At 63.8% G+C, this 18906-nt stretch carries 19 protein-coding genes; 5 read left to right on the top strand and 14 right to left on the bottom strand.

Annotated features, from left to right (window positions below; genetic code table 11):
- The coding region (locus Q0105_RS07810) for an NADP-dependent isocitrate dehydrogenase (protein ID WP_298210474.1) at positions 1-1714 on the bottom strand (1714 nt) is incomplete at its 3' end.
- Positions 1715-2088: 374 nt separating this feature from the next.
- On the opposite strand from Q0105_RS07810, the gene Q0105_RS07815 reads away from it, so the two are divergent.
- Positions 2089-3678 carry an ABC transporter substrate-binding protein gene (locus tag Q0105_RS07815; protein ID WP_298210476.1) on the top strand — a complete coding sequence of 530 codons (1590 nt, stop codon included), beginning with the start codon at positions 2089-2091 and terminating at the stop codon, positions 3676-3678.
- Positions 3679-3791: 113 nt separating this feature from the next.
- Here the strand turns inward: Q0105_RS07815 and Q0105_RS07820 are convergent, their stop codons facing one another.
- The 3 genes from Q0105_RS07820 to Q0105_RS07830 form a co-directional block, all read right to left on the bottom strand.
- Positions 3792-4604 carry a PhnD/SsuA/transferrin family substrate-binding protein gene (locus tag Q0105_RS07820; protein WP_298210478.1) on the bottom strand — a complete coding sequence of 271 codons (813 nt, stop codon included), beginning with the start codon at positions 4602-4604 and terminating at the stop codon, positions 3792-3794.
- A gap of 314 nt (positions 4605-4918) precedes the next feature.
- Positions 4919-5242 (bottom strand): YnfA family protein, encoded by a 324-nt coding sequence (locus tag Q0105_RS07825; protein WP_298210480.1) that lies wholly within the window; start codon positions 5240-5242, stop codon positions 4919-4921.
- Entirely contained in the window at positions 5239-5982 is a 744-nt protein-coding gene (locus tag Q0105_RS07830; RefSeq protein WP_298210482.1) for a helix-turn-helix domain-containing protein, read from the bottom strand. Before Q0105_RS07830 ends, Q0105_RS07825 begins: the two co-directional genes overlap by 4 nt.
- Positions 5983-6061: 79 nt before the next feature.
- Between Q0105_RS07830 and Q0105_RS07835 the strand changes: the two genes are divergently transcribed.
- Positions 6062-6409 carry an NIPSNAP family protein gene (locus tag Q0105_RS07835; RefSeq protein ID WP_298210508.1) on the top strand — a complete coding sequence of 116 codons (348 nt, stop codon included), beginning with the start codon at positions 6062-6064 and terminating at the stop codon, positions 6407-6409.
- A 66-nt stretch (positions 6410-6475) separates the two neighbouring features.
- Here Q0105_RS07835 and Q0105_RS07840 read toward each other — a convergent pair whose 3' ends face one another.
- From Q0105_RS07840 to Q0105_RS07865, 6 genes are all read right to left on the bottom strand, one after another.
- Positions 6476-6865, bottom strand: a complete 390-nt coding sequence (locus Q0105_RS07840) for a DoxX family protein (RefSeq protein ID WP_298210484.1) — start codon at positions 6863-6865, stop codon at positions 6476-6478.
- Positions 6866-6893: 28 nt separating this feature from the next.
- Positions 6894-7424 (bottom strand): DUF2199 domain-containing protein, encoded by a 531-nt coding sequence (locus Q0105_RS07845; protein WP_298210486.1) that lies wholly within the window; start codon positions 7422-7424, stop codon positions 6894-6896.
- A 32-nt stretch (positions 7425-7456) separates the two neighbouring features.
- The gene (locus Q0105_RS07850; RefSeq protein ID WP_298210488.1) at positions 7457-8014 is read right to left on the bottom strand and encodes an AacA4 family aminoglycoside N(6')-acetyltransferase; all 558 of its coding nucleotides are present in this window, start codon (positions 8012-8014) and stop codon (positions 7457-7459) included.
- Positions 8015-8043: 29 nt separating this feature from the next.
- Positions 8044-8301, bottom strand: coding sequence for a DUF2798 domain-containing protein (locus tag Q0105_RS07855; protein ID WP_298210490.1), 258 nt, complete (start codon positions 8299-8301; stop codon positions 8044-8046).
- A gap of 291 nt (positions 8302-8592) precedes the next feature.
- A complete protein-coding gene (locus tag Q0105_RS07860; protein ID WP_298210492.1) occupies positions 8593-10017 on the bottom strand; it encodes an FAD-linked oxidase C-terminal domain-containing protein in 1425 nt (474 codons plus the stop codon).
- 155 nt (positions 10018-10172) lie between these two features.
- A complete protein-coding gene (locus tag Q0105_RS07865; protein WP_298210494.1) occupies positions 10173-10592 on the bottom strand; it encodes an EF-hand domain-containing protein in 420 nt (139 codons plus the stop codon).
- A gap of 270 nt (positions 10593-10862) precedes the next feature.
- On the opposite strand from Q0105_RS07865, the gene Q0105_RS07870 reads away from it, so the two are divergent.
- A complete protein-coding gene (locus tag Q0105_RS07870) occupies positions 10863-11432 on the top strand; it encodes a cob(I)yrinic acid a,c-diamide adenosyltransferase (RefSeq protein ID WP_298210496.1) in 570 nt (189 codons plus the stop codon).
- A 319-nt stretch (positions 11433-11751) separates the two neighbouring features.
- On the opposite strand, the gene Q0105_RS07875 is transcribed toward Q0105_RS07870, so the two are convergent.
- Positions 11752-12174 carry a hotdog fold thioesterase gene (locus tag Q0105_RS07875; RefSeq protein ID WP_298210498.1) on the bottom strand — a complete coding sequence of 141 codons (423 nt, stop codon included), beginning with the start codon at positions 12172-12174 and terminating at the stop codon, positions 11752-11754.
- A 164-nt stretch (positions 12175-12338) separates the two neighbouring features.
- On the opposite strand from Q0105_RS07875, the gene Q0105_RS07880 reads away from it, so the two are divergent.
- Positions 12339-13493, top strand: a complete 1155-nt coding sequence (locus Q0105_RS07880) for an ABC transporter substrate-binding protein (RefSeq protein ID WP_298210500.1) — start codon at positions 12339-12341, stop codon at positions 13491-13493.
- Positions 13494-13613: 120 nt separating this feature from the next.
- Here Q0105_RS07880 and Q0105_RS07885 read toward each other — a convergent pair whose 3' ends face one another.
- Together Q0105_RS07885 and Q0105_RS07890 are read right to left on the bottom strand one after the other, a co-directional pair.
- Positions 13614-15143, bottom strand: a complete 1530-nt coding sequence (locus tag Q0105_RS07885; RefSeq protein ID WP_298210502.1) for an acetyl-CoA hydrolase/transferase family protein — start codon at positions 15141-15143, stop codon at positions 13614-13616.
- 117 nt (positions 15144-15260) lie between these two features.
- The gene (locus Q0105_RS07890) at positions 15261-16547 is read right to left on the bottom strand and encodes a solute carrier family 23 protein (RefSeq protein WP_298210504.1); all 1287 of its coding nucleotides are present in this window, start codon (positions 16545-16547) and stop codon (positions 15261-15263) included.
- A gap of 113 nt (positions 16548-16660) precedes the next feature.
- On the opposite strand from Q0105_RS07890, the gene Q0105_RS07895 reads away from it, so the two are divergent.
- Positions 16661-17404, top strand: a complete 744-nt coding sequence (locus tag Q0105_RS07895; RefSeq protein WP_298210510.1) for a zf-TFIIB domain-containing protein — start codon at positions 16661-16663, stop codon at positions 17402-17404.
- A 116-nt stretch (positions 17405-17520) separates the two neighbouring features.
- On the opposite strand, the gene Q0105_RS07900 is transcribed toward Q0105_RS07895, so the two are convergent.
- Positions 17521-18906: FG-GAP repeat protein (locus Q0105_RS07900; protein WP_298210506.1), on the bottom strand; the 1386-nt coding region annotated here is incomplete at its 5' end.

The raw sequence follows: 18906 nt of genomic DNA on the forward strand, positions 1-18906 counted from the left end.
CGATGGACAGCATCTTGGCCGAGGTGCCCAGTTCCATGATGGGGAACAGGTCGGTGAGGTAGTCGCGCAGGATGTTGCCGGTGGCGCTGATGGTGTCCAGGCCACGGATCACGCGCTCCAGCGTGTAGCGCATGGCACGCACCTGGCTCATGATCTGGATGTCCAGGCCGGTGGTGTTGTGCTCGTGCAGGTACATCTTGACCTTGGTGATCAGCTGCGCCTCGTGCGGACGGTACGAGTCGAGCCAGAACACCACGGGCATGCCGGAGTTGCGGGCGCGCGTGACGGCCAGCTTGACCCAGTCGCGGATCGCGGCGTCCTTGACCTGGCACATGCGCCAGATGTCGCCTTCTTCCACGTCTTGGCTCAGCAGCACTTCGCCGGTGGCCAGGTCGGTGATGTTGGCCACGCCAGCCTCCGAGATCTCGAAGGTCTTGTCGTGCGAGCCGTATTCCTCGGCCTGCTGGGCCATCAGGCCCACGTTGGGCACCGTGCCCATGGTCTTGGGGTCGAACGCGCCGTGCCATTTGCAGAAGTTGATGATCTCCTGGTAAATGCGGGCAAAGGTCGATTCGGGCATCACGGCCTTCACGTCCTTCAGGCGGCCGTTGGCGTCCCACATCTTGCCGCCGTTGCGGATCATGGCGGGCATGGAGGCGTCCACGATCACGTCGTTGGGCGAGTGGAAGTTGGTGATGCCCTTGGCCGAATCGACCATGGCCAACTCGGGGCGGTGCTCGTGGCAGGCGTGCAGGTCGCGCTTGATTTCCTCGCGCTGGCTTTGGGGCAGGGTTTCGATCTTGGTGAACAGGTCCACCATGCCGTTGTTCACGTTCACGCCCAGCTCTTCAAAGGTCTTGGCGTGTTTTTCGAACGCGTCCTTGTAGAAGATCTTCACGCAGTGGCCGAACACGATGGGGTGGGACACCTTCATCATCGTGGCCTTCACGTGCAGCGAGAACATCACGCCGGTCTTGCGTGCGTCTTCGATTTCCTTCTCGTAGAAAGCCAGCAGGGCCTTCTTGCTCATGAACATGCTGTCGATGACCTCGCGGTCCAGCAGTGCGACCTTGGGCTTCAGGACGATGGTCTTGCCGCTCTTGGTGATCAGCTCCATCTTCACGTCACGGGCGCGGTCCAGCGTCATGGATTTTTCGCCGTGGTAGAAGTCGCCAGCGTGCATGTGCGACACATGCGAGCGCGAGGCCTGGCTCCACTCGGCCATGCTGTGCGGGTTCTTGCGGGCGTATTCCTTGACGGCCCGGGGCGCGCGGCGGTCGGAGTTGCCTTCGCGCAGCACAGGGTTCACGGCCGAGCCGATGCACTTGCCGTAGCGGGCCTTGATCTCTTTTTCCTTGTCGTCCTTGGGCTGGTCCGGGTAGTCGGGCAGGGCATAGCCCTTGCCTTGCAGCTCGGCAATGGCCGCCTTGAGCTGGGACACCGAGGCGCTGATGTTGGGCAGCTTGATGATGTTGGCATCGGCCTGCAGCGTCTTCTTGCCCAGCTCGGCCAGGGTGTTGGGCGCGCGCTGCTCTTCCTTCAGGAATTCGGGGAACTCGCCCAGCACGCGGGCGGCCACGGAAATGTCGCTCTCCGTCACGTTGATGCCTGCGGGCGCCGCGAACGCGCGCACGATGGGCAGGAAGGACGCCGTGGCCAGACGGGGTGCCTCGTCGGTCAAGGTGTAGATGATGGTCGGTTGCTGGGTCGTCATGGCTTGTCTCACGAAACAGAGTATGTAAATGCCCCCGGCTGGGTTGCAGCGGGGTCAAACGCGGATGCTCTCTGATTCTCCTTGCTCGGGGCTGTCTGCGGCTGCAAATTTTGCAATCGAATCTCGTAATGCAAAATTTACCGATGGGTAAAGCGTTTTTTTTCGATCCAGGTGGCCTCTTGAGGCCGTGCCGGGGCGAAAGCAGGGGGTGGCGGCCTGCCGAGAGGGGCTCTTTATCGCAGTCGCAGCGATTGCGCAATCAGCAGCGACGCGCCTTGATTGCCGGGCACCACACTGGCGCCGCAGGGGCTTTGGGGGCCAGGCCGTCCTGCTGCATATTGCCGGTTCTCCTATTTCATGAAGGAAACCACGTCATGGCATTCAAGCCTTCCTTGCTGGCGGCCGCCACCCTGGCCCTGGCAACCATTGCGTCCCCCACCGTGTCGGCAAAACCGTTCAAGTGGGCGGGCTCCAGCGACATCCAGTCTATGGACATCCACTCGCAGAACAGCGCCTTGGGCAACGGCATCCATGCGGCCGTTTACGAGTCGCTGGTGATGTTCAACAGCCGCACGCTCAAGGTCGAGCCGCTCCTGGCCACGTCGTGGCAGCCGGTGAGCCCCACGCAGATGCGCTTCAAGCTGCGCCAGGGCGTGAAGTTCAGCGACGGCTCTGCCATGACGGCTGACGACGTGGTCTATTCGCTGCAGCGGGCCATGAGCAAGACCTCCACCTACGCCATCTACACCCAGGGCATAGACCGCATCGCCAAGGTCGATGGCGAGACCATCGACATCTTCTTGAAAAACCCCAACCCGGTGCTGCTCAACCAGCTGACCGAGCTGCGCGTGATGAGCAAGGCCTGGGCCGAAAAACACAACGCGGTGGAGCCCAAGGACATCAAGGCCAAGGACGAAACCTACTCGCACCGCAACGCCATGGGCACGGGGCCGTACACGCTCAAGGAATGGGTGCCCGACCAGAGGATCGTTTTTGTCGCCAACCCGAACTGGTGGAGCGCGGGCAAGGCCGAAGGCAACGTGACCGAGATCACCTACGCGCCCATCAAGTCCGAGGCCACACGCATTGCCGCGCTGCTGTCGGGCGAGGTGGACATGGTGCGCGACACCAGCATCCAGGACCTGGCCCGCCTGCGCGCCCACCCCAACCTCAAGGTGATGGAGATGGTGGAGAACCGCACCGTCTACCTCGCCATGGACCAGTTCCGCGACGAGCTGCCCGGCAGCAACATCAAGGGCAAAAACCCGCTGAAAGACCCACGCGTGCGCAAGGCGCTGTACCAATCCATCGACAGCGCCACGCTGCAGCGCGTGACCATGCGCGGCATGTCCAAACCCACGGGCGCCATGGTGTCGCCCCTGGTCAACGGCTGGACCGAGGCCGTGGATAAGCGCCTGGCCTACGACGCCAGCGCCGCCAAGGAGCTGCTGGCCCAGGCGGGCTACAAAGACGGCTTTGAGGTGGACTTTGCCTGCAGCAACAACGCCATCGTGCAAGACGAAGAGCTGTGCCAGGCCATCACCTCGATGTGGTCGCGCGTCGGTGTCAAGGCCAAGCTGCGCACGTTGCCTGCCGTCACCTACTACCCCATGGCCCAGCGGCACGAGGCCAGCATCTCCCTGCTGAGCTGGGGCGTGCCCACGTTCGATGCGCTCTACACGCTGCAATCCCTCACCCGCACCAAAACCACGGGCGGCGACGGCAACTACAACCTGGGCCGCTACAGCAACGAACGCATGGACTACGTTGTGGACCGCGTGAAAACCGAGACCGACCTGCCCGTGCGCAACCGCCTGCTGACGGAGGCCCTGCAGCTACAGAACGACACCGTGGCCCACATCCCCCTGCACAACCAGATGCTGGCCTGGGCCATGAAGAAAAACGTGGAACTGGTGCAGCGGCCGGACAACCGGATCGACTGGCGGCTGATCAAGGTGAATTGAGGCGTCTTAACCTCTGTGCCCGTGCCTGCAAGGCAACAGGGGCCACACGGAATTGTCCGTGTGGCCCCTGTTGTTGCAACTTGGCAAAGATACCTGTGCCGGATCAGCTCCCGTCAGCGCACCAGTTCGGGATAGAGCGTGCGGAAAGTTTGCACGTAGATCGCATCGTTGGGCGCGCCCAGCTTGCCAAAGCGCAGATTCTGCAAAATGGTGCGGCGCTCCGGAGCGTTGGCAAATGCCGCCAGGCCAATGCGCAGGCGCTCGATGTTCTCCTCACCCAGGCGGCTGTTGGCCACGATGATCCATGGTGGCAAATCGCCCACCTTGAAGAGCACGCGGGTCTTGGGGTCCTTGGTAAGTGTGGTGTAAACGGCGGAATCATCCGTCACGACGCCCGCTTCGGCCAGGTTGTTCTCCAGCGCGAAGGGAATGGTGCCCTGCAGCTTGACCGGGTAGATCACGTAGTCCTTGGCATACCCGGCGCGCTGCATGGCCATCGAGAACAGGCGATAGGGTTCGGACGTGACGGCAGGCGAAGCCAGGTGGGTGCCCTTGAGGTCGCTCAAGGCCTTGTAGTTGCGGGTGGCCGCGCCCACCACCACCACGGCGCGGGGATCATTGACAGTGGCCAGCGAAACAAAACCCAGTTTGTCCATTGCCCAGCCGCCCACAGAGGCCACGCGTGTGAACAGAATGTCTACGTTCTTGGTTTTTTCGGCATCAAACAAATTGTGGGGCGACAAACCCACACCCTTGATGTCCTTCTTCAGAAACTTGCCCAACTCGTCCACAAACGGGCCGTACTTGTCGGTGGCGTATTGCGCTTCGCCCGAGCTGCCGGAGCCCTCCTGAAAACCCATGACCAGCGGCTGGGAAAACACCGGCCAACAAAAGAAGAAACTGAGAGCGAGCAGGCATTTTTTCATGTGTATATCCGTTCGTGGGTGCAATAAAACGCCCGAACATTTCTACAAATGAGAATGTGGGCTTATGTTGTTCTCGGTATGGAGTGGCCAATATTCAGCAAATGGTTAACTCCTGTCAAACTACTTACAATACATAATAATTTTGAAGGGTCAAAAAAGCGGGCAAACAGCCCTCGCGTTTGACGCAAAAAAGAGATGAATGGCGAAAAGGCCATTGCCTTCGGCCGGTCCGGCTGCCCAGGTTTTTTTGGGCCCACCGGTGAACGAATCGCCTGTTGCGCGGCGTGGCGCCCCGCTCAGAGGTACCGTGGGGCTCAGCGCGTAGGCTGGAACATGATGATCGCCATGCCCACCAGTGCGACCAGCACGCCCGCCACATCCCATGGCGTGGGGCGGATGCCGTCCACCGCCCACAGCCAGGCCAGCGCCACGCCGATGTAAACACCACCGTAGGCCGCATACACACGGCCCGCGCCCGCCGTGTCGTGCAGCGTGAGCAGCCAGGCAAACAGGGCCAGGCTCAGCGCTGCGGGCACCAGTAGCCACACCGGCTTGCCCTGGCGCAGCCACAGCCAGGGCAGGTAGCAGCCCACAATCTCGGCCAGCGCCGTGGCCATGAAGAGCAGTACCGTTTTCATGCGCCCGCCGGTATTTGCGCGGCGTGCAAGGCCACATCATTGCTGGCAGGTTCGCCCGCCGCAGGCGCTAGCCAGGCACGCAGGGCCAGCTCGCCTTCTGCAGAGAAATGCAGCACGCGCGAGTCCTTGTCGCGCCGGGCCCAGCCGCGTTCCAGCAGGCGCTGCAGCAGTGCCGCACCCAAAGCGCCCCCCAGGTGGTGGCGCCGCTCGCTCCAGTCCAGGCAGGGGCGGCACAGCATGCGCCGCTGGCGCGCCACCTCGGCGGTATCGATGCCCTGGTGGGCAAACCATTCGGCCCCAGCCGTCGTCACTGTGAGGCCGTCGCCCGCAGGGCGCAGGTAGCCCTGGCGCAGCAGGGCCTCGTGCAACTGCACCCCCACCTCGCCCGCCAGGTGGTCGTAGCACACCCGCGCGCGCCGCAGCGCAGGCTCGCGCGGGCTGGCACGCAGGCGCACCGCACCGGCGCGAAAGGCCACGTTCATCAGCGACTCCAGCAATTGCGCCACATCCCGGTCCGCCAGCCGGAAGTAGCGGTGCCGGCCCTGGTTTTCCACGGCCAGCAGGCCAGCGTCGAGAAGCTTGGCCAGATGGGCGCTGATGGTCTGTTTGGTCACGCCAGCCACATCGGCCAGCTCGGTGGCCGTGAGCGCGCGGTCGGCCATCAGGGCCGTGAGGACCTCGGCGCGCGCGCTGTCACCAATAAGCGCGGCAATGCGTGCAATGTGGGGGCCGTCTTTCATGGTTCGATCTTGGGCGAACCATCGATGCCCGTCAACGGCCTATCGTGAAGCCCTTGCCAACCAGTGACTTTTGAACACCATGATCACCTGCTTCATCCGCTACGAAATCGACCCCTTTCAGCGCGAACTTTTTGCCGAATACGCGCGCCGTTGGGGTCAGATCATCCCGCGCTGCGGCGGGCACTTGCTGGGCTACTTCTTGCCGCACGAGGGCAGCAACTACGAGGCCTGGGGCCTGATCGGCTTTGACTCCCTGGCCGCGTACGAGACCTATCGCGCCCGCCTGCGCACCGACCCCGAAGGCCGCGCCAACTTCGCGCTGGCACAGGAAAAGCGCTTCATCCTGCGCGAGGAACGTAGCTTCACGCAGGGTGTGGAAGGCACGCTGGGCCTGGCCGCACACCCGCAGGGGTCAACAGCCGATTGAAGAGTTTCAACAGCGCGCGCTCAGGTGCAGACGAAGCGGTTCTCTGGCTTGTCTGCGGGCCGCGAATTACGGTAAATACGCAAAAACGCCGGACGGCATACCCTGAAACAGCGCCAGACTTCCCCCGCCCACGGCTGCGAGCGCAAAAAATCCACCGGCCATGGTGACGTTTTTGAGCAGTTCGGTGATGTTGCCCTTGTGCTCAAGGTAGCCAGTGAGCAGGCACCACAGACCGAGCAAAACGCCCACCGTTCGGACGGGATAGCCGAGGACGATGGCAAGGCCACCGACAAGTTCGCACAGCCCCACCAACCTGGCGAAAAGCGGCGCATCAGGCAGGCCAAGCGCCGTAAGCGCCGGGACAAGCTTTGCCGCCCCGCCGTGAAGCTTCATCGCACCCCAGACGACGAACGGAACGCCGACAAATAGCCGGGCGATTAAAAGTGCTTCATCCATCGTGTGATCTCCGTGTTGAATGTGACGGTTATTGGGTTGAAGGACAAGCGACTGCACGCTCCGCGATTTGTTGCGCCCGCAGCACCGAGATTCCATTGACCTGATCGATCACCAGTGGATCGTCTTCAGGGTCGCCCCTGTGAAGCACCACCTTCGGACGCTGGCCGCCAAGCTGCACAACCACATCGGCTGCGCGTGAACCTTCGTATGGATAGGTCGGAAGCGAGTTGCAGACCCAGCCAAAGAAGCCGTCACCATCGACCGGCGCATCGTAGGTTTCGGCGTAGTGCGTAAAACTCTTCTCGCTCAAAGAAACCCAGACTCCCCACAAGAAGGGCTCCTCGATGCCATGAATCGGAACTTCCAGAACGGCGCGAATGAAGTAGTTCACGCCCTCTTCGTGGGTGATGGTGCAAAAGTCGCTACTGATCGTGCCCATTGTCGCGCGCTGCTCTTCGGACAGGCGGGCAAACTGATCGGGCATCCGGTATCCAATGCTCGGGGATCCTTCATGGATCTCACCGCAGCATGCGCATTTGAAGGCGAATATGGCGGCCATAGTGATGGGGGGGTTGCAAGTTGGGAATGGGGCTAGGCAGCGTTGTGTGCGCTCTCGAACGCCTGGCGTGTTTGAGCCATATAAACGGCTGGCCCGTCGGGTGTGGTGATGAGCTTCTGCTGCACAAACCCCGCCTTCTCATAACAACGTATGGCGCGTTGATTGTTCGGCGCCGGGTCGGTTTGGACTTTGGTCACGGCGGAATCCAAGAACAGCAATTCGACAAGCGCGCGCACGAGCGTTGTTCCGAGGCCTCGGCTCAACTGCGTGGGGTCGGCCAAAAACTGATCTATACCCCTTACGCCGGGGTCCGTTTCATCCTCCCACCATCCGTCACCGCTTCCGAGCACAACGTATGACTGGGCATAGCCAACCGGCGCGTCTCCCAGCATGGCGATGTAGGGCGTCACGGACCGTTCTGCCATGGCGTTCGGGAGATAGTGCTCTTGCACCTCGTTCAGCGTCGGGCGTTCGTCCTCACCGCCCCACCACTCAACGATGTGGGGCCGATTGAGCCACTCGTGAAGCATCGGCAGATCGCGCTCGGTCATGTGGCGCAGGGTGATGGCGCCGCCGTTGCTCGGATACATGATGCAGTGGCTCCGCGTGCAGTCAGTAGTTAGGCCGGTTGAACGACCAAAGCGGTGAGCTTGCGCACGATGGGCAGAACCAAGAGCAAAACCGGGAATGCCACAAGCCAAGACAATGCCCAGGCGCTGGGCCAGACGTTGAGGAAATGGGGTCCCCAGCCTACGCCTCTGAGCGTGCTGATCAGTGAGACCACACATGTCATGAGCACAGAAAGAATGAGCGGCATGACGGTGCCTGCATATCGTGCGGGGAGTTTGCGAATACCTATTGAGGTAAAAAAGTTCATGGAAGCTCCATAAGCCGGTCAAGCAAGGCGCCTTCTCTGCGCAAACAGAGAAATCAACCCCGGCGTAAGCCGGCAGAAGTGGCGCGTTGGTTGACGTGAACGCTTACGGCTAGCTTCGATTGAAGATCGCAACGTGATGCTAGCAGACACAAGATAAAGGTGCCAAGGGATAGGCACCCGAGGTATGCCAAAGAGCAGGGAAAAATTGGCTACTAGCGCAATACCATCAAGCGCAAACAGCTATCAAATACATAGTGAAAGGGAGCCAAGGGGACTCCGCAGCATGGGCCTTCACAACGCAAAAATCTTCCCCGGATTCAAGATGTTCTTCGGGTCCAGCGCGCGCTTGATGGCGCGCATCATGTCCACCGCGCCTGCGCCGGTCTCGTCGAGCAGAAAGCCCATTTTGTGGATACCCACGCCGTGCTCGCCGGTGCAGGTGCCGCCCATGCTGAGCGCGCGGGCCACGAGTTTGTGGTTCAGGGCTTCGGCGGTTACGCGCTCTTCGGGGATGTTGGGGTCGAGCAGGTAGCCGAAGTGGAAGTTGCCGTCGCCCACATGGCCCACGAGGAAGTAGGGGATGCCGCTGGCTTCGGCTTCTTCCACCGAGTCGAGCAGGCAGTCGGCCAGGCGGCTGATGGGCACGCAGGTGTCGGTGCTGATGGCGCGGCAGCCGGGGCGGCTTTGCACGGCAGCGAAGTAGGCGTTGTGCCGCGCGGTCCACAGGCGGGTGCGTTCTTCGGGTGTGCTGGCCCATTCAAAGGCCTGGCCGCCGAATTCGCTGGCGATGTCCTGCACCGTCTCGGCCTGTTCTTTCACCCCGGCGGGCGAGCCGTGGAACTCCATGAGCAGCATGGGCTCTTCGCGCAGGCCCAGCTTGCTGTGCGCGTTGACCATGCGCACGGTGTGGTGGTCGATCAGCTCCACGCGCGCGATCGGCACGCCGAGCTGGATGGTCTGGATCACGGTGTGCACGGCGGCCTCGATGCTCGGGAAGGAGCAGATCGCAGCGCTCACCGCCTCGGGCAGCGGGTACAGGCGCACGGTGATCTCGGTCATGATGCCCAGCGTGCCTTCGCTGCCCACCATGAGGCGCGTGAGGTCGTAGCCCGCGCTGCTTTTTTTGGCGCGCGTGCCGGTGTGGATGACTTCGCCGCTGGCGGTTACCACCTGTAGTGCGAGCACGTTCTCGCGCATGGTGCCGTAGCGCACGGCGTTGGTGCCGCTGGCGCGTGTGGCGCTCATGCCGCCGATGCTAGCGTCGGCGCCGGGGTCGATGGGGAAAAACAGGCCCGTGTCCTTGATCGCGTCATTGAGCTGCTTGCGCGTGATGCCGGGCTGCACGGTGACGGTGAGGTCTTCGGCGTTCACGCTCAGCACCTTGTTCATGCGGCTCACGTCGATGCTGATGCCGCCCTGCACGGCCAGCAGATGGCCTTCGAGCGACGAGCCTGCACCGTAGGCGATCACGGGCACGTCGTATTGGCTGGCCAGTTTGACGGCGTCGGCCACGTCTTCCGTGCTTTCGGCAAACACCACGGCCGAGGGCGGCGGCGCCTGCAGCGAGCCCTCGTCGCGCCCGTGCTGCTCGCGCACGGCCTGGGCCAGGGAGCACTGCGCACCAAAGCGCTGCTGAAGCGCATCGATGAGTGCTTGTGGCACATCGCGCAGATGGATTTCGGGCAGCAGATGGACGGCGGCGGCGGGGGCGTTCATGGAAGGGTCTCCTGGGTGATCCAAAAAGAATACCACCAGGGTTCCGGCCCGGCCAGGGGCATGGGCACTGTGGCGCAGGGGTGGTCAGGCCCCTGCAAGACAGCGACAGCAGCCCACCCAGGCCAGACAAGGCTGGGGAGGGCTGATGGACGGAATCAGGACTTCACGCCCTTGTCGAATTCCGCACGCGACAGCGAGCCATCCTGGTCAACGTCCAGCTCCTTGAAGCGCTGGCTGATGGCGGGCAGGGCGACGGCTTCTTGGGCGCTTAGTTTGCCGTCCTTGTTGGTGTCGGCCCGGTCGAAGGCCTCCGTGGCGGCGGTGGTGGTGGCTGCGGCCGCCTTGGCAGCGGGCGATGGGCTGTCGGGTCCCGTGGAGAAGCCTGCCGAGCCCGTGGTGGCTGCGCCGGTGCCTTTGGTCACCGGACCGAACTGGGCTGCCTTGGCAGGGGGGGCAGCGGGCGCGGTGCTCTGCTGTGCGTGCAGAGCGCCCGCACCACCCAGAGAGATGGCGGCAAACAGCATCACGCTGCGGGTGTCGAACGAATAAGTGCGTCGTTGCAGTGCTTTTTTCATGGAAGCGGAGCTCCGTTGAAGTTGAACAGGGTTTCATTGCACCGCAGCAAGGCCTTGTGCGCCAGCACTCTTGCCTGCTGTTGCTCTGGTCAACATTTGCGTGCGCGGTGTAACTGCCAAGGGGCGTTTCGTGTCGCAATGTGGCGGTGATGTTCCAAGAAGTACGCCCTGCGCACCGGGCTGGCGGAAAATCATGCTCAGAGATACTCCTTTCTGCGGGCGGCACAGCCGTTGCCCGCGCTCACTCGTCATCACCATCAAGGCAACGCCATGGGCAACCGACTCACACAGATCGCCACACGCACCGGCGATGCAGGCACCACCGGCCTGGGCAACAACGAACGTGTCTCCAAGGACAGCCTGCGCATCCATGCGCTGGGCGATGTGGACGAGCTCAACTCCCACATCGGCCTGCTGCTGTGCGAGCGCCTGCCTGAGGGCGTGCGCACGTTGCTTGTCGAGGTGCAGCACCAGTTGTTCAACCTGGGGGGCGAGCTGTCGATTCCGGGCTTCGAGCTGCTCAAGCCCGAGGCCGTGCTGGCGCTGGACGAAGCCCTGGCCGAGCACAACGCCGCGTTGCCGCGCCTGCAGGAGTTCATCCTGCCCGCAGGCACCCGCGCCGCCGCGCAAGCGCATGTGTGCCGCACCGTGGCCCGCCGCGCCGAGCGGGTGGTGGTGGCGCTGGGCGCGGCAGAGACGATCAACGACGCGCCGCGCCAATACCTCAACCGCCTGTCCGACCTGATGTTCGTGCTCGCCCGCGTGCTCAACCGCATGGACGGCGGCGATGACGTGTACTGGAAAAGCGAGCGCCTGGCGCAGCAGAATGCTACTGAATAGATAGCTGCCAGCGCTTATTCATCAAGCGCTGGATGGTGGTTTCTCTGATTGCTGACCTGCTCCAGGTTTTGTGCCCATAACCCGAACGGATGGGACAGTATCTGAGGCATGCGGATGATTGGGCAATGGGGTGAAAACTGGCACGCCCCAGGCCAGGACCGCCGCGCTGGCGGTGTCCCCCTTCCCGGAGCGCGTAGCGCGTAGAGAGAAGGGTCTGAGGGCCGCGGCTCCAAGCCTGCCTGCGCAGGCTTGGACGGCCCGAAGAGCTGTCGCCTCTGGCGACCAGCACCGAGCGGTCAGTGCCTCAGGGGGATGTGCTCTATCTCGGCGCGAGGATCGCCATGGTGAGGCGCGACACGCAGGTCAGCTCCCCCTCGTCATTCACCATTTCAATCTGCCACACATGGGTGCTGCGCCCCAGGTGCACTGGCCGCGCCGTGCCCGTGACCCAGCCGCTGGTGGCCGAGCGCAGGTGGTTGGCGTTGATGTCCAGGCCCACGGCGTTGTGGCCCTCGGGGCTGGCGTAGTAGGCGCCGATGGAGCCCAGCGACTCGGCCAGCACCACGCTCACGCCGCCATGCAGCAGGCCAAACGGTTGTTTGGTGCGGTGGTCCACCGGCACGCGGCCACGCACGAAATCGTCACCCAGCTCGGTGATTTCGATGCCCAGGTGCTGGGCGGCGGTGTTGTGGTTGGCGGCGTTGAACTCCGCGAGGCTGGCGGGCTTTTTCCAGATGGACATGGCGGTATCGGACGAGAGTAGAGGCAGGGCACTAACGTTCCTGCAACATTGTTAACTAGAATATTTTGCTTTCCCCGGGGGTCGGCGGCTTGCCGGGTCTGCACGCATATTCAGCAGCATGCCCGGGTTGTGCCATTGTGCTTTTTTCCCGGAGTTGGTTCTTCATGCAGCGTCGCCAGTTTGTCACCCTTGCCTCTTGTTCCACCGCTGCTTTGGCAGCCCCCACGTTCATGCGCAATGCGTGGGCGCAAGAGGGCGGTATCACCGGCAAGACCCTTTCCATCGGCTGTTCGGCAGCGCTCAGCGGCCCCCTGGCGGGCTTTGGCCAGGACATCAAGCAAGGCGCAGACGCAGCGCTCGCCCACATCAACGGCCGGGGCGGCGTCCATGGCCGCAAGTTGCAGTTCAGCATGGTGGACGACGGCTACGTGCCGCAGCGCACCACCAGCAACATCAAGCAGATGATCGACCAGGGCAGCGCCTTTGCGCTGCTGTCGTGTGTGGGCACGCCCAACAACACGGCCATCCTGCCGCTGGTCGAAGAAGCGGGCATCCCCTATGTGGCGCCACTCACCGGCGCATCGTCGCTGCGCAAGGGCGGGCGCAACGTGTTCCATGTGCGCGCGAGCTACACCGACGAAGTGCGCCGCCTGGTGCAGCGCCTGGTGGGCATGGGGCTCAAAGGTATCGGCGTGGTGTACCTGGACAACGGCTATGGCCGCGAGATGCTGGACGACGCCACGCGCGCGCTGTCCGAGCAGAGCGTTCGGCCTTCTGTCCAGGCCGCTTTGGCCACCGACGGCAAGAACCTGGCCGAGGTGCTGGCCAAGGTGGCCGAGGCCCGCCCCACCGCCGTGCTGCTGGCCACGGCGGGCGCGGCCTCGGTGGAACTGGTGCGCGGCCTCAAGGCCACGGTGCCTGGCGTGCTGATGGCCGGGGTGAGCGTGACGCTGACCAGCGACGGCCTGCGTAAACTGGGCGAAGAAGGCAGCGGCATTGCCGTCACCATGGTCATGCCCGACCCCAACCGCGCCAAAACGCAGCTGGTGCGCGACTACCAGGCCGCCATGCGCGCCAGCGGCCACCAGGACTTCACGCTGGGCAGCCTGGAGGCCTACGTCAACATGCGCGTGCTGGCCGAAGGCCTGGAGCGCGCGGGCTCCGACCCCAGCCGCGCCAAGCTGCGCAACGCGCTGGCGGGCATTCGCAACTGGGACATGGGCGGCTTCGTGGTCGACTACAGCGGCCAGGCGCCCTATGTGGGCTCGCGGTTCATCGAGCTGGGCGTGCTCAACGGCGCAGGGCGTTTTCTGGGCTGATACGGATTCGCGTTCGAACCGTCCGAACCGTTCGGGCTGAGCCTGTCGAAGCCTTGCGCTGCGACAGGCTCAGCGTGAACGGACGGGACGGATATGTTTGAAGGAACATCGGGCTGAAGCTCACGCCGTCGGGCGCTGCCGCATCGAACCCGTCTCCACATACCTTTGGTGCCACGACAGCGCCTCGTTCAGCACATGCGGCGTGTGCTGGCCCACGGCCGTTTTGCGGGCGCGGGCCAGGTAGTCGTGCAGGGCGGGGCGAAAGTCCGGGTGCGCGCAGCGGTCGATGATGATCTCGGCGCGCTGCGTGGGCGAGTGGCCGCGCAGGTCCGCCAGGCCCTGTTCGGTGACGAGGATCTGCACGTCGTGTTCGGTGTGGTCCACGTGCGAGGCCATGGGCACGATGCATGAGATGGCGCCGTTTTTGGCCAGTGACGGCGTCATGAAGATCGACAGATAGGCGTTGCGCGCAAAGTCGCCCGAGCCGCCGATGCCGTTCATGATGGCCGAGCCCATGATGTGGGTGCTGTTCACGTTGCCGTAGATGTCGGCCTCGATCATGCCGTTCATCGCGATCAGGCCCATGCGGCGGATCAGCTCGGGGTGGTTGCTGATCTCTTGCGGGCGCAGCACGATGCGCTGTTTGTAGAAGTCGATGCGCTCGTTGAAGTCCAACATGGCGGCGGGGCTCAGCGACAACGCCGTGGCCGAGGCGCTGGCGAGTGTGCCCGAGCGCAGCATGTCCAGCATGCCGTCCTGCAGCACCTCGGTGTAGGCCGTGAGGTTCTCGAACGGGCCGTTGTTCAGCCCCGCCAGCACCGCGTTGGCAATGTTGCCCACGCCTGATTGCAGCGGCAGCAGGTCTTTGGGCAGGCGGCCCTTCTTCACTTCGTGCTGCAGAAATTCGATGATGTGGCCCGCGATGCGGTTCGAGGTGTCGTCCGGCGCGGCATACACGCTGTTGCGGTCGGGCTGGTTGGTCATCACCACCGCAATCACCTTGGATGGGTCGCAGCGCAGATAGGGCTCGCCAATGCGCTCGTCGGGCCGCGTCATCGGGATGGGCTTGCGATGCGGCGGCACGTCGGTGCCGTAATAGATGTCGTGCATGCCTTCCAGCCGTGGGTTGTGCCAGGCATTCACTTCCAGAATGATCTTGTCGGCCTGGTCCAGCCAGGTCTTGTTGTTGCCCACCGAGGACGACGGGATCAGCCGCCCATCCGGCAGCACGCCCGCCACCTCCACCACGGCCACGTCCAGCTTGCCCAGAAAGCCGAACCACACAAACTGCGCCACGTGCGACAGATGAATGTCCACATACTGCATGTGCCCGGCATTGATCTGGCGGCGCACCGTGGGGTCGGACTGGTAGGGCAGGCGCATCTCGATGCCGTCCACCTGGGCCAGGGCGCCGTCAAGCTCCGGCGCCGTCGATGCGCCCGTCCACAGGCCGATGCGAAAGCCCTTGCCCTGGGCGTTCAGGCGCTCGATGCGGCGCGCCAGCGCACCCGGCACCGCCTTGGGGTAGCCCGCGCCGGTAAAGCCGCTCATGCCCACATGGGCACCGGCAGGGATCAGGGCGGCCGCCTCGTCGGCGGACATCGTGCGGGAGAGAAAGTCGGGGTACAGCACCCGATCGGCCAAGGACATGAAAACAGACTCCACAAAAGAAATGGGGCCCTTCGCCATACGGACGAAGGGCCCCGGTCAAACCGGAATCGTAACGGCTGCCGCTGACGAATTAGGGGTTAACCCTGGCAAATCCCATCAGCCTTTGCGATTGAGCAAGGCATACAGCAGGATGGCGCCAAACGTGGCCGTGCCGATGCCGCCCAGCGCAAACTGGCCGAACTTGAGCGTGAAATCGCCCGTGCCCAGGATGAGGGTGATGGCGGCCACGATCAGGTTCTTGTTTTGCGAGAAATCCACCTTGTTGTCCACCCAGATCTTGGCGCCCGCCACCGCGATCAGGCCGAACACCACGATGGACACACCGCCCATCACCGGCAGCGGAATGGTCTGGATCAGCGCGCCGAACTTGGGGGAAAAGCCCAGCACCAGCGCAAACACCCCCGCCAGCAAAAACACGGCGGTGGAATAGATCTTGGTGGCCGCCATCACGCCGATGTTCTCGGCATAGGTCGTCACGCCCGTGCCGCCTGCGCCGCCGCTCACCATCGTGGCCACGCCATCGCCGATGAACGCGCGGCCCATGTAGCGGTCCAGGTCCTGGCCCGTCATGGCCGTGACGGCCTTGATGTGGCCCAGGTTCTCGGCCACCAGGATGATGGCCACGGGCGCGATCAGCAGCATGGCATTGCCGTCGAACACCGGGGCGGCGAAGTTGGGCATGCCCACCCAGGCCGCGTTCGCCAGAATGGAGAAGTCGATGGGCTTGCCCAGGCCCATGCCGTTGGTCAGCACCGCGTAGATGATGCTTGCGGCGATCAGCCCCACCAAAATCAACAGGCGCTGCACCATGCCGCGTGTGAGCACGGCCACCAGGCCCACGCTCACAAAGGTCACCAACTGCATCCAGCTATCAAAATTGCTGGCCGCCATGTTCTTGACGGGAATCCCCGCCAGGTTCAGCCCGATCACCGCCACCACCGATCCCGTCACCACCGGCGGCATAAAACGCTCGATCCAGCCCGTGCCGATGGCCTGCACCAGCACGCCAATCAGCGTGTAGAGCAGGCCGCAGGCGATGATGCCGCCCAAAGCCACGGCAATGTTGGCGTTGGGCCCCTGGCCCGCATAACCCGTGGCCGCTATCACCACGCCGATGAAAGCAAAACTCGACCCCAGGTAGCTGGGCACCTTGCCCCCGGTGACCAGGAAGAAGATCAGCGTGCCCACACCGCTCATCAAAATCGCCACGTTCGGGTCAAAGCCCATCAGGATGGGCGCCAGCACCGTGGCGCCAAACATCGCAATCACATGCTGCACACCCATCACCGCCGTCTGCGGCCAGGGCAGCCGCTCGTCGGGCGCAATCACGCCGCCCTGTTGCAGCACATCGGCGCTTTTCACGCGCCAGTTCATGAATCCCATGTTGTTGGTTTCCTATTGTTGTTGAGGCGCGAATGCTACCGCTGCAAAAGCGGCCGGGCAGGCTGCACGGTGGCCGGGTTAGGATTTGGACTGCTTTGAACCGCACCACCGCCATGCAGCCCCAGCCCTCCTGCCCCTCTTGCCGCCAGCCCATGCAGGTCCACCGGTTTGCCAGCCACCGGGGCGAGCCGCTGGAGCTAGACATCTGCTTTGCCTGCCAGGGCCTGTGGTTTGACCGGCACGAAAACCTCCAGCTCACGCCCGCTGCGGTGGTCGAGCTGTTTCGCCTGCTGCACGAGCACCGCACCGACCAGCATCAGCCCCTGGACAGCCGCATGGCCTGCCCGCGCTGCGTGGGCCCGCTGGACAAAGGCTTTGATTTGGTGCGCAGCGGCCGCTACATCACCTACCGCTGCGCGCGCCAGCATGGCCGCTTCAGCAGCTTCTCGTCGTTCATGGTCGAAAAAGGTTTTGTGCGCCACATGACGCGCCCCGAGATCGACGACCTCGCCCAGCGCGTGGGCGCCATCTACTGCACCAGTTGTGGCGCTCCCGTGGACATCCGCAAAGACCACGCCTGCCCCTACTGCCGCGCCGCGTTCTCCCTCATCGACCCCGAGGCCGTGGTGCGCGCCATGGAAGGCTACGCCAAAGCCACCAGCCACCGCGCCACCCACCCTACGCCGGTGGACATCGGCGACGCCCTGGTCGCCCTGGAGCGCGACCGCACGCGGGCTGAGCGCGAGCGGCAAAAGCGGGCGTTCACCGGTGCACGGGATGCCGACGACAACAGCCCCTTCACCGGCGACCTGCTGGCAGCGGGGGTGGCGCTGGTGTGGGCGCTGGTAAAGGACTGAGCAGGCACGCCGGGCTCACCCGCCATTCACGCCTTCCGAGGGCGGCAGGCTCTATGGGGCCGTGGCCACGGCGGGGCGGTCTTCAGCAGGGCCTGCGCATCCCGCTGGGCGGGTATTCAATAGACATAGACAGCACCGGCATTGCTAGCCGCATTGTTCGCCTGGCCGCCAACGGCGTTGATGCCGGTGGCGTTGCTGTCCTCTCCATAGGCCCCCACCGCCAGGGTGTTGCCGTCGCCCGACAGGGCCACGCTGATGCCAAAGTAGTTACCCCCCCCGGTATTGCTGGCCTTCACATAGGCCTGCTGGCTCCAGGTGCTGGCACTGCGGGTGAACACATAGACCGCGCCGGAGTCGCCAGCCGCGTTGTCCGTCTGGCCGCCACCGGCGTTGACACCGGTGGCGCTGCTGTCCTCCCCCCAGGCACCTACCGCCAGGGTGTTGCCGTCGCTCGACAGGGCCACGCGGTAGCTAAACAAGTCATACGCCCCGGTATTGCTGGCCTTCACATAGGCCTGCTGGCTCCAGGTGCCGCCGATGCGGGTGAAGACGTAGACCGCGCCGGAGTTGTTGGCCGAGTTGTCCCCCTGGTCGCTGCCGATGCCTTGGGCGTTGCTGTCCTCCCAGTGGGCCCCCACCGCCAGGGTGTTGCCGTCGCTCGACAGGGCCACGCTCCAGCCAAACAAGTCAACCGCCTCGGTATTGCTGGCCTTCACATAAGCCTGCTGGCTCCAGGTGCTGGCGCTGCGTGTGAACACATAGACCGCACCGGAGTTAGTCGCCGAGTTGTTCGTTTCGTCGTTATTGATGCCGATGGCGTTGCTGTCCTCCCTCCAGGCCCCCACCGCCAAGGTGTTGCCGTCGCCCGACAGGGCCACGCTCCAGCCAAAGTTGTCACCCGCCCCGGTATTGCTGGCCTTCACATAGGCCTGCTGGCTCCAGGTGCTGGCGCTGCGGGTGAAGACATAGACCGCACCGGAGTCAGTCGCCGAGTTGTTCGTTTCGTCGTTATTGATGCCGATGGCGTTGCTGTCCTCCCTCCAGGCCCCCACCGCCAGGGTGTTGCCGTCGCCCGACAGGGCCACGCTGTAGCCAAAGTTGTCATCCACCCCGGTATTGCTGGCCTTCACATAGGCCTGCTGGCTCCAGGTGCTGGCGCTGCGGGTGAACACATAGACCGCACCGGAGTCGCTGGCCGAGTTGTTCGCCTGGCCGCCAACGGCGTTGACGCCGGTGGCGTTGCTGTCCTCCGCATAGGCCCCTACCGCCAGGGTGTTGCCGTCGCCCGACAGGGCCACGCTGCGGCCAAAGTTGTCACCCGCCCCGGTATTGCTGGCCTTCACATAGGCCTGCTGGCTCCAGGTGCTGGCGCTGCGGGTGAACACATAGACCACACCAGATTGGCTGGCCGCGTTGTTCGCCTGGTCGCCGTTGATCCCCGTGGCGTTGCTGCTCTCCTGGTACGCCCCCACCGCCAGGGTGTTGCCGTCGCCCGACAGAGC

This window comes from Acidovorax sp. (assembly GCF_027492855.1).
In the GTDB taxonomy this organism is placed as follows: Bacteria; Pseudomonadota; Gammaproteobacteria; order Burkholderiales; family Burkholderiaceae_C; genus Acidovorax.